The 15,357-nt window shown below is 59.3% G+C and carries 7 protein-coding genes and 1 pseudogene; 4 read left to right on the forward strand and 4 right to left on the reverse strand.

Annotated features, from left to right (window positions below):
- Positions 1–25 precede the first annotated feature (25 nt).
- Both AB8Z38_RS34985 and AB8Z38_RS34990 read right to left on the reverse strand, forming a co-directional pair.
- Positions 26–580, reverse strand: coding sequence for a hypothetical protein (locus AB8Z38_RS34985; RefSeq protein ID WP_369722086.1), 555 nt, complete (start codon positions 578–580; stop codon positions 26–28).
- Positions 577–6,455: pseudogene (locus AB8Z38_RS34990) on the reverse strand (AAA family ATPase). The gene AB8Z38_RS34985 and the pseudogene AB8Z38_RS34990 overlap by 4 nt, the downstream one beginning before the upstream one ends.
- Positions 6,456–7,715: 1,260 nt before the next feature.
- Here AB8Z38_RS34990 and AB8Z38_RS34995 point away from each other — a divergent pair.
- Positions 7,716–8,348, forward strand: a complete 633-nt coding sequence (locus AB8Z38_RS34995) for an NYN domain-containing protein (protein ID WP_369722087.1) — start codon at positions 7,716–7,718, stop codon at positions 8,346–8,348.
- Between the two features lie 943 nt (positions 8,349–9,291).
- Here the strand turns inward: AB8Z38_RS34995 and AB8Z38_RS35000 are convergent.
- Positions 9,292–10,026, reverse strand: coding sequence for a hypothetical protein (locus tag AB8Z38_RS35000; RefSeq protein WP_369722089.1), 735 nt, complete (start codon positions 10,024–10,026; stop codon positions 9,292–9,294).
- 274 nt (positions 10,027–10,300) lie between these two features.
- On the opposite strand from AB8Z38_RS35000, the gene AB8Z38_RS35005 reads away from it, so the two are divergent.
- From AB8Z38_RS35005 to AB8Z38_RS35015, 3 genes are all read left to right on the forward strand, one after another.
- Positions 10,301–10,459 (forward strand): hypothetical protein, encoded by a 159-nt coding sequence (locus AB8Z38_RS35005; protein WP_369722091.1) that lies wholly within the window; start codon positions 10,301–10,303, stop codon positions 10,457–10,459.
- A 663-nt stretch (positions 10,460–11,122) separates the two neighbouring features.
- Complete coding sequence (locus AB8Z38_RS35010; RefSeq protein ID WP_369722092.1) at positions 11,123–11,899, forward strand: hypothetical protein; 777 nt, start codon at positions 11,123–11,125, stop codon at positions 11,897–11,899.
- Positions 11,900–13,294: 1,395 nt separating this feature from the next.
- Positions 13,295–13,837: a hypothetical protein gene (locus AB8Z38_RS35015; RefSeq protein ID WP_369722093.1), complete on the forward strand. Its 543-nt coding sequence runs from the start codon at positions 13,295–13,297 to the stop codon at positions 13,835–13,837.
- A 1,037-nt stretch (positions 13,838–14,874) separates the two neighbouring features.
- Here the strand turns inward: AB8Z38_RS35015 and AB8Z38_RS35020 are convergent.
- A complete protein-coding gene (locus tag AB8Z38_RS35020; RefSeq protein ID WP_369722094.1) occupies positions 14,875–15,084 on the reverse strand; it encodes a hypothetical protein in 210 nt (69 codons plus the stop codon).
- Positions 15,085–15,357 lie beyond the last annotated feature (273 nt).

The following is a 15,357-nucleotide window of genomic DNA, read 5'->3' on the forward strand; positions in this document are numbered from 1 at the left end:
GGGTTCCCGTCGCGTTTCCTTGGCTTCAATGCCGAAAGGGAGAATGGGTCCGCCGCTTCGGAGCTTCGCTGCCGATGCGCATGACTGCATCATGGTTCGGGTCCTTGGACCCACCGGATACAAGGTTGTGGCGCGATTGCTCGCGCCCGCAAGCGGGCTCCCCTCCGATCGTCATCCCGATCGCACCAAGCGTGCCGTCGTGCTCGAAGCTGTCAAGGTGTGGCCTGGCAACGGCGGAGCCTATCGCAAGATTCGTGCGACGGCCAACCTTGACAGCTTCTGCGCGCGTCAGCGCAAGCGAAGTGCAGGTCGGGACGAAGAAACGGCTCTCATCGAACAAAGAAACTGATGAATGAAAAGATGCGTATCGACCTGTCGCCTCTTGAAACGCCGCCTCCTTGACAAACGCCGCCTCCTTGACAAAGACCCATACAAGGAAACCGCGGGAGGGGCACGAGGGCGGCGCGGCCTGAGCCATAGAGACTTGAGTGCTGCGGATCTCGTCTGCGCGCAGCAAGGCCAAGTGAAACCGCTGGATCAATGGGATGCGCGAAATTGGACCTGGCATCGGGCGCATCATTCAGTATTCGCTGGATGGGTCGGCACTGTGAAGCTAAAAATCGCGCCGCGGGGCAAGTTGGCGGTCACCCGCAGGCGCCCAGCATGCGCTTCGATGATCGAACGACAGATCGACAGTCCCACCCCCAAACCATCGGGCTTCGTCGTGTAAAAGGGGGCGAAGGCGCGCTCGAAGCTTTCCGAGCCCATCCCCGGCCCCGAGTCCTTCACCTCGACGAGAACACTGTCAGGTGCAGCCTGCGCGGTGGTGATCAGCACTTGCTTAGCTCCATTCGCGACCGTGCCGATTGCCTGGACCGCGTTGATAATCAGGTTGAGAACCACTTGTTGCAATTGGACGCGGTCGCCCTCCACAAGCGGCACGCTGTCTGCAAGTTCCGCCTGCACCGAGATGCCGTTTCTCATCGCTTCGCCGCGGGTAAGCTCAATGACGTCCCTGATCGCCTCGTTGATATCCAAGCGATCCTTCCGGGGCGGTGCTTTTTTGATGAGATCGCGAATTCGTTGGATGATGTCGCTGGCCCGAGCGGTATCGTTCATGAGCCAGCCCAGCGATTCCCTGACCCTCTCAAGATCCGGCGGATCTCTGTCTAGGAATCGCGCGGCCGCACCAGCATTCATGGATGCCGCGGCAATCGGCTGGCTCACTTCATGGGCGATCGAGGCCGTGAGTTCACCCATAGTGGCGAGGCGGTTGGCATGCGCAAGATCTTTCTGCATCTCGCGCAGGGCCTCTGCGGCCTGCTTCTGTTCGGTGATGTGCCGTCCAACGCCGCGATAACCAATGAAGTGCCCGGATTTGTCGAACACCGGCAGCCCGGAGACAGACACGTAGCGCTTGCCACCGTCGGGCGTAGGGCGCGCGAGCTCGAAATCACGGAACGGCAGGTGGGCATCGAGCGTCTCCCGATGATTGCGCCAGGCCTCCTCGTCGGGCTCTAAATAGGGCACTTCCCAGCGAGTTTTACCGAGTTCAGAGCCCGACCCGGGTGCGTCGACCTCGCCTTCGGCGAACTCCTGGCGAATGAAGCGATGCCGCGCATCCGATTCCCAGTACACGTCGAAAGAGAATTGTACGAGAGTCCGGAAACGCTCCTCGCTCTCTCGCAATGCCTTTTCCGACCGTTTCCGCTCCGTCAGGTCGACGACGAAGGAGACGCCCTGGTCTCGTTGCTCGTCGAACGCAGCCATACCGATCAACACAGGCACGCGGCTTCCATCCTTGCGGAAATACTCTTTCTCGAACGGCTGCACGCGGCCCATCTTCTTTAGTTCCGGGATCCACCACCGCTCGTGGCGATCGAGCCATTCAGTCGGCGTCAGGTCAGTCCAGCGCAGGCGGCCCGAAGCGAGATCCTCACGGTCGTATCCCACGATGCTGAGAAACGCATCGTTGGCTTCCAGAATCGGACCCTCAAGCTCCCAGATGATGATTCCGATAATGTTGGCGTCGACAAGGCGTCGGATCTTCGCTTCGCGTTCTCCGAGATCACGGTACAAAGTCGCATTTTCCAGCGCGATTGCTGCCTGTAAGGCGAGCAGCTTCATCACCGCAATTCGCGCCGGTGCAACAGCGTACGGTGCCAGTGTATTCTCAAGGTAGAGCGCGCCGATAATTCTCGCGTGGTTGATCAGGGGCAAGCAGAGAACGGAACGAGCCTTGCGCTGACTAACGTAAGGGTCCGTGGCAAAGGGAGGCTGGACCGTGGCATCCTCGAGAACGACGCATTCTCTGGTTCGCAGAACGTAATGAAGAACAGATCTGGAATCAGAGCCGCTGTCGCGGCTGTATCGCACAGCTCGACAGCAAGTCTATCTCCGGTTGTGATGGCTTCCGCCTTGATACGCGGCTCGGTGTCGTGCGTCAGGATCAACAGGCCGCGTTCAGCTCCTGCTTGTTCGATGGCGGTGCGCATGAGCGTCTCTATGAGCTTCTCCAGCACCATCTCGCCTGACACCGCTTCCGAGACCTTGATGACGGTGGCGAGGTCGAGATGCTCGACCGGCGCCTCAATCGTGCTCATCGGGCCTGGCTCTGACCTCACCTCCCTGAGGTGCGGATGCATATCCTCAAGTTGCCGCGCTTTGCCATCCGCTCCCCAACGAACATAGCAGTCGCGCGCTCTTCGCAGATAGATGCGAGCAAACTCCTCGAAACCACGTGCGCCGTAAAACCGCGCGGCCAATTCGTAAGCGAGGCCCTCGTGGTGGACGAAGCCGTTGTCGCGGGCGGAGCGGATGGCTTGTTCATAGAGACGCTCTGCGTCGAGTTCTTTCCCTTGTAGGCGGGCGATCTCGGCGCCCGTTAGGACAGCCCGGTCCGCGAAATTCTCCGGGCAATTCTGCGCCCACAAACCGAGCTGCCTGTGGTGCGCGGTCAAGGCCTCAAGGTGCCCTTGACGTTGTTCTGGGGGTGCCGAATCCGAGCATGCAGCGTGCGATAGCGCTGCATAGAACTCGTACTCCGCCGTCTCGAGTAGCTGCGGTGGTGACCACGGCAGTCTCCGCGCCTTGGATGCGGCGTCGACCGCCGGCGAATAATTGCCGGCAAAGAAGCATGCTTGCAGCTTGCGGATCCAGTACCAGCTCTCGGGCAGCGCGAATGCCGGATCGGCGGCCAAACGCCGTTCGAACCGAAGCTCGTCGCACTGGTTGTCGTGAAGGTCGCCGAAGCGACGCGTCACGCCGCGCAGCATCCGGATCAACCCAAGCTGCGGCATCATGATGTCGACTATCAACGCAAACTTTGCCTTCTCGGTGAGCCGCAATCCGTGCTCGACTTCGCGCTGTGCTTCTGCAAGCGGATCGCCCGCCGCAAGGAAATTGGTATTTAGGCTGGCGCAACTGAAGGCCGCGAATGTGACATCACCACTGTTGCTCGCGGCCTCAAATGCGCGGCGAAACGCATCTCGGGCATGCCGGAGGTGCTTGGTCCATGACAGGACAAGGTTGCCATAGTTGAGGTAGGTCCTCGCTTGAACGCGCGAGAATCCGCGCCGCTCGACCAGCTCAGTGCCGATATGGCTGAATCGAAGCCCCGCCTGATGGTCGCCAAAGCGCGCGCCGGCAATGGCGCCTAACATGACGTAAGGAACGCACGAACAATCGCTATTCCCCCACTCAAGGCTAAGATCCACCGCTTTGAGAACCACCAGTGAGCGAAGGTTCGCATCGGTGAAGAACGCCGGCGGCATGAGCGCTGTCAAAAGATCCAGGTTCGCCAGTGCGAGTGCATCGCTCATCAATGGCAGGTGCAGCAGCTGCTCGATCGTCCGATTCCCGAGCCGAGATCGGACGTGCTCGTATTCGCGTTGGACGTCATCATCGCTCGGGTGGGCGACCCATCGAATCCCGAGCTGTTCAAGATACCTGAGACCGACGCCGACCGCACGGTCCGGCTCACTGAGCGCCGTATACAAATCGATCTGCCGGCGCGCGACGACGGCATGATCGGTGGCGTTCATGGTCCGCGTCGTCAGCCTCGACAAGCGCTGCTCTGCCTCCACGATGGAGCCGGTGACGAACTCGCATTCGGCGCGGTGCAAGTCGATCGCGAAAGCAAGCTGCGGGCATCGCTCCCAGCAGTCATCCGGTAGCAAGGCCGCACCGGCAGCGGCATAGTTGAGCGATGACGCGTACGCCGCCGACGCCCTCGCGCGCAGGCTGGCTGTCAAATTGAGCTGTGCGAGCTGCTCGCGTTCGTCTCGCGACGTGATCAAGGCCGCGCCGCGGTTGAGCTGGTTGACGATCTCGAAGATAGCGTTCTCGCGGTTCTCCCCGGGTGTCTGCGCCAGCAGCTCCCGACCGATTCGCAGATGGAGCGCCGCGCGTCGATCATTCGCAATCAAGGAGTAGGCGGCTTCCTGCACTCGATCGTGGACAAACCTGTAGGCTCCCGTCTGGTACTCGACCAGTTCCTGGCGAACGGGTTCCCACAGAGCCGCATGAACCTGTTGCTCGGAGCGCCCGAGGACGATTGAGAGTATCGTAATCTGGGCAATGTTGCCGAGACAGGCCAGCTGCTCCAAGGTCTTCTGTGTGTCGGCTGGCAGGCGGGTGAGCTTTGCGACCATCAGGTCCACGACGTTGTCGGTGTGGCCCATGATGTGAATGTGATCCAGATGCCAGCACCAGCATCCTGCGTCATGATCAAAGTGGACTAGTCCCGCTCCAGCAATGGCGTGAAGGAACTGAACCACGAAAAATGGGTTGCCGGCCGTTTTAGCGTGGATCAGCTGCGCGAGTGGCGCGGCACGTCTCAAATCGCAGCGAAGAGCGTCAGAAATCAAATGAGCGATGTGTTCGCTGCCAAGCGGCCCAAGGATGGTCTGCTGCAAGTTTGCGCCAGCTTCCTTTATGCCGCCAAGCCTCCGCCGTAAGGGATGAGCGTCATCGACCTCGCTGTCCCGATAGGCTCCGATCAGCATCAGGTATTGCAGATCGGCCCGAGTCAACAGGTCCTCAAGCAGGTCGAGCGTGGCGGCGTCGACCCACTGGAGATCGTCGAGGAATAGCGTCAATGGATGCTCCGAGCGTGCAAACACGCCTATGAATCGCCGGAGTACGAGATGGAAGCGGTTTTGCGCCTGCCGCGGGGGAAGTTCGGCAACGGGCGGCTGTTCTCCTATGATCGGCCGCAATTCAGGGATGAGGTCGATAACGAGCCGTCCATTTGGGCCTAGTGCATCATGGAGGGCTTGACGCCAGCTCGTCAGCTCGTTGTCGTTCTTGCTCAGGAGAGATCGCACAAGGCTCTGAAAAGCCTCCACCAGCGTCGAATAGGGAATATCGCGTTTGTACTCGTCAAACTTGCCGGATGCGAACAGCCCGTGGGACGGAACAAGGCGACGATGGAGCTCATTGACCAGTGAGGACTTGCCAACACCGGAATAGCCGGAAACCAGCACCAACTGCGGCGCGCCGCTTTTGATCATGCGGCCAAAGGCGGCCAGCAAGGTTCCAATCTCGCGGCCTCTTCCGTAGAGCTTCTCGGGGATCAGCAGTCGGTCGGGCGTGTCGTATTGCCCGAGTGCAAACTCATCAATGCGACGTCCGGCATCCCATTCACTCAGGCAGCGGCGTAGATCATGCTCGAGGCCTGACGCACTCTGATAGCGTTGCTCGGCAGGCTTGACGAGCAGCTTGAGGACTATGGCTGAGATTACGGCCGGTACAGTGCTCACCCGCTTGTTGGGGCCCACCGGTTTTCTCGCAATGTGGCAATGCACCCACTCCATGGAATGTGCCGCCGTGAACGGCAACGCTCCGGTCAGCATCTGATAGAGCGTAACGCCAAGTGAATAGAGGTCACTACGGGAATCGATCGAGCGGTTCATCCACCCGGTCTGTTCGGGCGCCATGTAGGGCAGCGTGCCCACAATGAACTCGGGCGGCCCGGGCGCGCGTCGCTCGCGGGCGAAGCGCGAGGCGATACCGAAGCCGGTGAACCGGACCCGTCCATCCTCACAGTTCACCATGATATGTGCTGGCTTCACGTCCTTATGGATGAGGCCGCGCTGGTGGACCTTGTTCAGCGCTGTCGCGATGCCGATCGCGAGTTGCAAGAAGCATCCAATCCCCATGGGCGCACCAAGCAACCGCTCCAGCGGCTCGCCGCCAGGATCCTCGAGCAGCAGCACAGGCCGACCACAATCGTATTCGAGGCCGAACGGCCGCAATGCCCAAGCTCCATCCAATTGATCCTTCAGCGCAAACTCGTGAGCGAGACGATCGAGATTGGCGGACGGAGCGTGCTTCACCTTGGTAAGTACGGCCAACACAGCTCTGGAGCCGCCATCCGAGTCCGGGCGAAATGCCCGGCAAACGATCCGGTCATCGTCGTCCCATAGCACTTGGAACCTGCTGTCCATGCGCATCGAACCAAAATCAATGGGTTCAACCCGAAGCCTCCGGGCGGCGCAATGTCGGGTGAGGAGGTACTGTGTTGCGCTCTGCGGCCGCATAGACTCTGCCATAAACGTGAGTCCGTGCCCAGCGTAAGCTGCGGCGGCAGGGAGGCTGCGGTGGGAAGAATAAGCGGTGAGAGGTGCGATCGGCGCAAAAACCTCATCGAGGCTCCAGCCGTGATCGCGCGCGCGAACTGGCGCATGAGACCAGCGGCATTTTTCGGTATCGCAATCTGCCGGCCGGGTGTCCAGACGGGCTCGTATGCCACCGGTTTCTGCGGAGAGGTGTGGAGTGGGAACCGTGGGTATGTGTGCGGCTCACAAGCTGATCGATTACAATGAACCGCGCGCACCGCCTTTGAACCGGCTGTCAGCTTATGTCCGGGATCATTCAGAACTATCGGATGCCAAACCGGATCGCGCTGTGACCTGGCTCTTTGCTCTGCTGTGACAAGCGGCGGCCTCTTAGAGGACGAACTTCGCTTCCTCGAAGTCCAGTCTAAAGAACCAGCTGTGCCCTATGAAGAAGATGATGATGAGGACTGTGAAGGTACCCAGGGGGATCCGAAGCCAGTAGGTCGACGAGCGGCGCCAAGGCGCTTTTAATTTTACAATCACAATTCGAGTGCTGTTTTTCCGCTCTATTTGGAGTGAGCGACCGTCAGCAATCCGGTATTCGTGGATTGTCACCGGCATAAGCTCGTTCATAAGACGGTGAGATGCTTTGACCCAAGTAACCGTGCCTTGGTTCGCTCGGTGGAAACCTCTGTTGACGATCTCACAGATCTGCAGGGACCCGAGAGCAGCATCGGGGAGGGGGCACCCTGGCCGCTTTGTATTCACAGCGGCACGGCTGGTCTCTCGACCGGACAGCACAGCTGTCCCTTTGCTGGTGCACACGCTACCGGGCCATCCTTGGCCCCGTTATTGCAAGGCGATGTCGAAAATGCGAAAATGGTCAGGCGTTGCGCTGCACAAATTTGAGGACGAAACGAGAATAGCCGAATTGGCTGTCCCGATCCACCAGACCTACCCCCTCTGTCGCGCCGGCGGAATTTTCCGAAGCCTAGGGGTGCTACAGATTTAATTTTGGTCAGAGCAAAACGGTTTAAGGTTAGCGGACGCCGGTATAACATTGGACCGTGAGCTTTGATGAAAGCTTTGGAAGTGCAGCCTCTTTGCGGGTTCATAGTCCCGCAGCATGGCCCTTAGTGCTTCCGAGATCACGACATGTCGTCTCCTGCTAAGATTGCGCTCTTTATCGACGGAGCCAATCTCTATGCTACGGCCAAGACGCTCGGCTTCTATATTGACTACAAACGCCTGCTGAGCGAATTTCAGAGTCGCGGTACACTTGTGCGCGCGTTCTACTACGTCGCCGCTATCGAGGACCAAGAGTACGCCTCGATCCGTCCGCTGATCGATTGCCTTGATTATAACGGCTACACCGTCGTCACCAAGCCGACCAAGGAGTTCATCGACGCTGGCGGTCGACGCAAAATCAAGGGCAACATGGACATTGAACTCGCTGTCAATGCCATGGAGCTGGCTGATCATATCGATGAGATGGTGCTATTCTCAGGTGACGGCGACTTCCGATCGCTGGTGGAGACGGTGCAGCGCCGCGCCGTTCGGGTCACCGTCATTTCCACAATGGCGAGCCACCCGCCGTTGATCGCCGACGAACTGCGACGCCAAGCCGACGTGTTCACCGATCTTATCGAGCTCCAAGCGAAGATTCGTCGCAATCCGTCCGATCGCCCACCTCCGCGCCAGCGCGAGCTGCGTTATCGCCCGCAGCAAGTCCCGGAGCGTCAGACCATCGTGGCACCGACGGGAAACGATCGCGTTCTCGAGAACTGATCCCGAGCCAAACGGCCGGATCCGGCTAAGACGGCGGCAGCGCATCTGGTCCTTCGTTGAGCTCGGTCACGGCGGGATAGGGTTGAATAAGCCCGGCATTTGCGCCGGGCTTGGTCGCCAGTAAGGTTCAGGTGCTCAGCAACGAACCAATTAGAGAAGACGCGTCGCGGTCAGTCGGTTCGGATTCCGACATTGCATGCCTACTCTCGCCGCTTCGCATGGTCGTGTTGCCGCCCAACCACGCTCCGTGGCGGTGCGCTCGACCGTGCGGAGCTGCGCAACTGGCGCGCGACAATGCTCATCCAGTAGCATTCGAAACTGATGTGAACCCAAAGCGAAAATGGTTCGCTCAAGAGCGCTGCCGAATCCAATTGCCTGCCGGAAACCAATTTTGGGCCACCGCTTTGGCGCCATGGCGGTCGCTTTGCAGACAGACTGCCGCGCGTCGTGCTGAGAGAAGCTGGAAATTGGTCGCAGGCAGAGTACTGGGAGCATCTGGCGGCTACAGTTTTGGCTCACTGAGCGCGCGACGTCGCCATTATTGGACTTTCTATTTTTCGTCGAGGGCCCAAGCAAGTCCATTTTCTTGGGCAGGTAAGGGCAGATATTCGCCAACCTTATACTGTGCTTCTGCATGAACGTCTGCAACGCTTGGTCGGAGCCTGAAGAAGTCGAGAAGCTTAGAATCGGGCTCCGAAAGGTAGAAGCGAAAACATCGGCAGAAGACGACGGACAAAAACGCGCAGTACAAGAACCGTTGGAAGACGCTGGGTCATACCGGAACCCTGAGTCGCCTTGGCTCGTCTGCGGGGTCTCGATTGGATTACCGGGAAATAATCTCCACAAGCGCGACGACAGGCCCGGTTCACAATCAGGGCGTCGGACGCCAGGACAACCAGGGTCTTTTCTCTGCCTGGTGCGGCCCTGGCGCGCATCGTGGCACTTAGTGGCGCGACAGCACAGCTTCCCGAAGCACGCGGCTTGAGCTTAAGACGGAGACGATACCCAATGCCATTAGCAGCACGCCTATCCAGGTTTCCGTCCAGGCTCTTCCCTCATCGTCCGCCTCCCTAGCACGCAAATCGAGCGGCACAACCGGTGGCACGGTTGCCGCTTCGCTCGCAGCCGGCGCGGCCCCGAGAAGCTTCTCCAACTGGACTGGGCGCGGGACGGGGCGATCGGGCGTGAGTTCGCTGATCGGAAGGTTGGCGAGGGGCGTCGCCGGCGTCAGAGCCGTCATGCCTGTACCGAAAATGGAAGCGGCTTCTGCTATCTTGACTTCGCGCGCAGGCGGCGTCGGCTGAATCCGCTCGACCGGTGCGGAGCGCAGCAACTCCGTGCGGTCATCCGGGCTCCGCCTGCGCCGAGCGCTCTCGCTTTCATCGGGACTTGCGGTGCGGTTGGCAAAGCGACGATGAACGGCCTTTCGCAGCGTCGCGATGCCCTCGGCCAGAAACCAGCATTTGCGGTTGCCAGCCCGACGGTAGACCCAGTGCTGGCCTTCGCCCGTGGAGTTTTGGGGCTGCGGCTGGCATTCCGCTTGCGCGGACGAGATAGCAGCGGGCTCGCGAAGAGCGTTATTGAAGAACTCGGCAAAAGGGGTGGCAGACGCAGGTGTTACTGAGAGACCTCCAACAATGACCAAACCGGCGAGGCTAAATCGCAAATGACCGGACATCGTAAACTCCCGGTGTTGCGCCCGCCCCGTACGACCCTTTGCGCCGAGATGGGCCGCCATGCGGCTCAAATCGGGCGACCAGATGGATTCATTGTGCTCCTGAACGAGACCGCGTCCGAATTGAAGACCAGTTCAGCAGGCCATGGTCGCGAAATGTAGGAGCGGGCTCAACTGGTCGAGCCACCGCGTTGTGCGACATAGCTCGGTGCGGGTCGTGAGATTGCTACTCCCGTTATCCGATTCATTGCGATCTATCTCTTGGCGAGGCGCAACCATGGATTTGAAAATAGACGGGATTGCAGTCGGCGAGCGCTTAACGGTCAGCAAGCTCGGAACGACTCGCTGCCCAGAACTGGCTGGCAAGGTTGGCGTCGTGGTCGCCAAAAGCTCTCATACTACCAGTATTATCGTTCTGTTCGATGGTGCCCAATGACCAACCGTTTTGCACAGGGACTACATAAGATCATCCCCTGATCAGGATTGACGATCGCTCCGTACCATTACTCGGGTCATCCCAACGGGGTACCCCAAAAGGTCGTCAGGACAGCTGGCGCATCTTAATTTGCTCCGGGTATAGGCGCAAAATTGTCGCGGCTTCGTACCCAGTTCTTCCTCTTTCCCTGTTTCATTGGCTTTGTAATTTCCAGTACGGTCACCTCGGACGGGGGCGAGACTCATGGAAATATTTCGAGCGGAGAAGGTCTGCGTTGTCGAGGACAACTCAAGCAGAACCTGTCATATCTGCGGCAAGAAAATGAAGCTTCTACGAACGGTGGTGGACTCTGAGAGCGGAGGTATCACCCACATGTTCGAATGCGGGTGCGGAAAACGCCTCTGGGACGACTAAGGCTCAGCTCCGCAACCTCGGCGGAGGGCAGCAGCGCGTTGCGGCGCAGCACCGGGGGACGCCGCTCGATCTCGGACGTTCCCAGAATGCGTCCTTAACGTCTCGGCCGAAATGTCCCTTCAGCAGCTGCCAGGTTTCCGCGAGTACAGGTCCGATGTGAGGTGCTGGGCCGAAGTGTCCACCAGCGCGCATTCATGAGCGTCACTCCTAACTGGATACTCCCAAATTTCGAGCTGCGGATCGTTGAACATGGATGCCACCACCCTGGACGACGAACTCACGGAACGGCAGTTTGCGACTTTGGAGGAGCAGCTTTCGAATCTGGCTCGCGAAGTGAGGGGCAATCCTTCGGACCCGCCGACCAGCATTGAGGCATTCAGCCCTCCGCCGCCAAGTATTCATGGATTGGCGAATTGGCGTTACGTGGCTTTCGCCGGTTCTCTGTTGGCGGTCTCCATCGGTTTTGCTGCCTGGTGGTGGTCATCCTCCGTTCAAACGGAAATAATGACCCCGTCGGACGCAGCATCTCCCGCACAGGTCGCGCCGATTGCGATCACCCTGTCCGACTTAGCGCAGCAGCTCCAACCGATCGCGCACGAGATCGCTGTCCTGCGCGAAAGGGTTGAACAGCTCAAGGTGAGGCAAGATCAATTGGTCGGCGACAATGAGAATCTCGCGAGGCAACTCAAGGCGAGCCTGGGTGAAAGCGCGCGCAACGACAGGGTCATCGACCAGATCAAGGCGGACCAAATCGAGATGGCACGCGAAAGCCAGACACTTTCCGAGCGGCTCAACGCAAGTCAGGAACAACTGGCCAGCGTGATCGCCAATGCGTCGGAGCCGAAGGTGATCCCTGACGAGCCAAAGGTGAGCCCCGAAGAGCCAAGGGTGATGCCCGATATACCTGTGCCGCGTCCGCGGCCACCGACCGATGTCGCCCAGACGCACAAGCCGGCGGCCATCCCCGCGCGGCCGCTAGCCAAGAAACCGCAACCGTCATCGGCATGGCCGTGGTCTGTGCACTGATCCCATGACGTGCCTGCTTTCTGCACGTCTGATGCTGCCGCAGCCGACACCTTCGATGAGGGTCGCCGGCTGCAAGCAGGGAAGAGCAGAACCGAAGGGGGGATGTCCAGGCCGTCTTTTCTGATGCTGATCCTAAGGACAAAAGCAGACGTTATATAGGCGCGGCTAATTAGGAAAGGCTCCGCCATGTCATTCGCTGTAGGACCGGCGTTGCCCTGTTTCGGCAGCCTCGTTCGACAGCAAGCAACGCCGCGCCCGCTCGATCTGGGCGCCGGTGGCTCCGTGGTTGCGGGCATACGCCTCAGCCAGCGCTGCCGAATACCTGGCTACGTAGTATCTGACCTCTGAGCAAGAAATCCGCTCTCCCGGTCTGTGCTGGCGCGCAGCATAGGCTTCAGAGCTCAGCGTTGTCAGAAACAGGGCAGCCGCGCCAACCGCGCGCGTGACAGTCATTGTTATCCCTCGCACCTACTCGGTCCCATGCAGAGAGCAGACCTGAATCGTCCCGTTCGTGCAAATTAACTGTGGTGTGCTTGTGCAGCGTGTTGTGGACTGTAGCGTTTATGCACCTCTTCGCGGGCACCGACCCGCCCTATACTGCCGACCACCGTACAAATTCGGAATCGGTCCAATGCGGCGCCGCGATCAAAGCCTCGAATTAGCATTGCGGTTGGCGGCGGGAGGCGGACATTCCAATTATCGAACTCCCGTTGGGCCGCACCGTCTCGCAAAGAAGCCTATCAAGACAGTTTCTGCTCGATAGAACGCATCAACCGACCGCACTCATCGTCTCCGACCAGGGTGAGCCTCTCGCGCTTCATCGTACCATCATGGAGCTAATCACCGCCGACCACCTTCCCGCGGGCTATCCTTTCCTGTCGAGGCCGGGGGGCTGGTGTCTCATCCCGTCGATCTTGCTGACCTCCTTCGCCTTATGGCGTCGCAAGTTGCTGAGATTTTCAGGGCTAGAAAAGCGCACTGAATCCCGGTGTACCAGCCAAGGAAGTTCGAGTTAGCCATCAATGCAAGGGCTGCCAAAGCGCTGGGCCTCAACCTATCACCATCCTTCCTTGCACGGGCGGATCAGGTGATAGAGTAAGCTCCCTGGGTGGTGAGCTTCTGGCTTGTGACATTCCGGCGCTGAGGGCTCGCGTCGGCCGTTGGCACCGTTTCGGACATTTCTGCTGGGGCTGACCGCAGCCTGTGCTCCGAAGCAGACTTGATCGTCCGACAAGTGAAGGCGCGCTCCTTGAGCGAGCTAATCATCAAGTCGCAACGTCCGGCAGTGAGGATTGACGAGATCGGAGCGCGATTGCTGTTGTTTCGGCCGCTTTTCAGCCAAATTGTTATTCGTTGGTTGGTGCCCGGGGCAGGACCTCAGTTCGGAGTCCTGCAATGTTCAAGCAAGTATTTTCTGCGTGTCTCTTCGTTGTCATCAGCTCGATCTGTTCGGAAGCAAGATCGTACCGGATCGGCCACGCGCCCGAATGCAATGTCATCATGCCATGTGACTTCTCTTCCACGCAGACGCGCGGCAAAGGAATTTCACAGGACTCACTGCAGGCGTATCGCCCAAAACAACTCGCATTAGGCTCGGCCAACAGCATAACGGAAGTGAGCGCCGGCGCTGACAGCCGGATCGTCGGCGGTCGGCCGGCCGGTTGCCCATCTTCATTCTGCGGTTGTGGCGCAGCGCTACGCGTGTTTGGTCGTATAATCCCTGAATTGAACCTGGCAGCCAACTGGCTACGCTTTCCGCGTACCTCGCCCGCGCCCGGAATGGTCGCGGCGCGGCGCGGGCACGTCTTCGTTCTAGAACAGCATCTCGGAGGCGACATTTGGATCGCGTATGACGCCAACTCAGGCGGACACGCGACGAGGATGCACGCGCGATCATTGCGCGGCTATACGGTTGTCAATCCGCACGGTGCGGGCTGAACCGTTCTTTGCTGCGATCTCGGCGCGCCCGTTCTCGATGTGGATGGTTGGTTGATACTTGCAGACTCAAGTAGGACTGATTCCGGAGAGGTGCCTCTTTTGATCAGTCATTCGTTCTGAAATTCTGGCGTAGACTGGCGCGGCTAACCGGGTTTGACCTGCCCCCCAGCCCCAGCCCGGAGAGCAGGCGGCCCTGCCACAGGTTCCGGAGAGGCGGGGCCGCTGCGCTTTGGAGCGACGTGAGCTTCGGCATTGACGTTTATCGGCCTGCGCTCTGGCAATCCAATCGAGAGCGATCCACGGCAATGGCGCTGCGGCCTCGCGCCCCGGCGAATGCAACTCCGGCAGCGCCGGCCTTCGCGAGCGCACGCGCTGCGTTCTTTGGTTAGATAGGCGGCATTCCGGTCCAAGCGGACCGAGGTTGATTTCGAGAAGGTGGCGGGAAGACTGCTACGTGATCACTAGGAAGGATGATACCGACGATAGCACGATCAGACCCGTTGCGAAGGCTGTCCCGATTGGGACAGCATGTGGCCGCAGTAACTACACGTGGCGGACAACCCGTAAATTTCCCAAGTGCCGGCAACCAGGCGCACTGCTTAAGTGGCGGCAGGGTTCGCATCTTGAAAACACAAAAGCCAAAGCAATGGGCCGATCGCGAGGTGCAGCGGTTGGTCAAGCTCGCCCGGAAGGGCGTTGGCACAACGAAGATAGCCGCCGAACTGGGCCGCCACGCCGGATCCGTGAGGCGAATGGCGCGAACGATCGGAATACTGGTCAAGAAGTAGTGCCAGACCATGCGTGCGGAGGGACGCGCGACATATATGTCGAGCGGTGGAAGCAATGGGCGTTCGATCATCTCGACCGAGGTGATCTTAAAAACGCGGTCGCCTTGTTGTCGGCCATATGAACGCGCGTCCGGACGCGGGGCATCGGCTGTAGATTACTAACGTAGCCGGTTGAGCACTCGGAAGAGCGCCACGATGGCGGCTTGGTTGCTGGTCATGCTTTAAAGGTGGAGGACGCCGGCCGGCGACCTACTCCATCTCGATCATCCGCTCCTTGGTGATCCGCAGGCTGCGGAGGTAATAACCCTGTGCCTGAACGGTTGACTTGATTTCGTCGCTGACCTTGAGAACTCTTTTTCGGCTCTTGCGCCACTTGTGTGCAGAGTAAAGCCCGGGTACGGGAGAACCTGAACTTAGAACGAGCAAGAAGCGCTTGTCATTGCGATAGACATCATACATTTCGCCCTGCCTGATCATACTGAAGTAAGCACGAAAAATTATTCGGTTGCCTCAATGGACGAGCTTAGTGTCTCGGACGGCCGTGCGGGTTGCAAATGTGCAACGCCTGTGACTTTTGCTTTACCGCGTTCCCGGATTGGAACGAGCCGGGAAAAGCTTTCGTGGCCTCACTGATGATCCAGATCAGCGGATATTAATGGTGCACAGCGGCCGAGCTGAACGCGCTTCGATCGTCAGTCGGCGATCTGGCGGAGCGGCCCCGACGTATCCTCA

This window comes from Bradyrhizobium sp. LLZ17 (assembly GCF_041200145.1).
GTDB lineage: Bacteria > Pseudomonadota > Alphaproteobacteria > Rhizobiales > Xanthobacteraceae > Bradyrhizobium.

Coding starts and splice junctions, on each gene's coding strand:
- AB8Z38_RS35000 (WP_369722089.1), bottom strand. CDS start 10,026: ATGTCCGGTCATTTGCGATTTAGCCTCGCCGGTTTGGTCATTGTTGGA.
- AB8Z38_RS35005 (WP_369722091.1), top strand. CDS start 10,301: ATGGATTTGAAAATAGACGGGATTGCAGTCGGCGAGCGCTTAACGGTC.
- AB8Z38_RS35020 (WP_369722094.1), bottom strand. CDS start 15,084: ATGTATGATGTCTATCGCAATGACAAGCGCTTCTTGCTCGTTCTAAGT.
- AB8Z38_RS35010 (WP_369722092.1), top strand. CDS start 11,123: ATGGATGCCACCACCCTGGACGACGAACTCACGGAACGGCAGTTTGCG.
- AB8Z38_RS34985 (WP_369722086.1), bottom strand. CDS start 580: ATGATGCGCCCGATGCCAGGTCCAATTTCGCGCATCCCATTGATCCAG.
- AB8Z38_RS35015 (WP_369722093.1), top strand. CDS start 13,295: ATGTTCAAGCAAGTATTTTCTGCGTGTCTCTTCGTTGTCATCAGCTCG.
- AB8Z38_RS34995 (WP_369722087.1), top strand. CDS start 7,716: ATGTCGTCTCCTGCTAAGATTGCGCTCTTTATCGACGGAGCCAATCTC.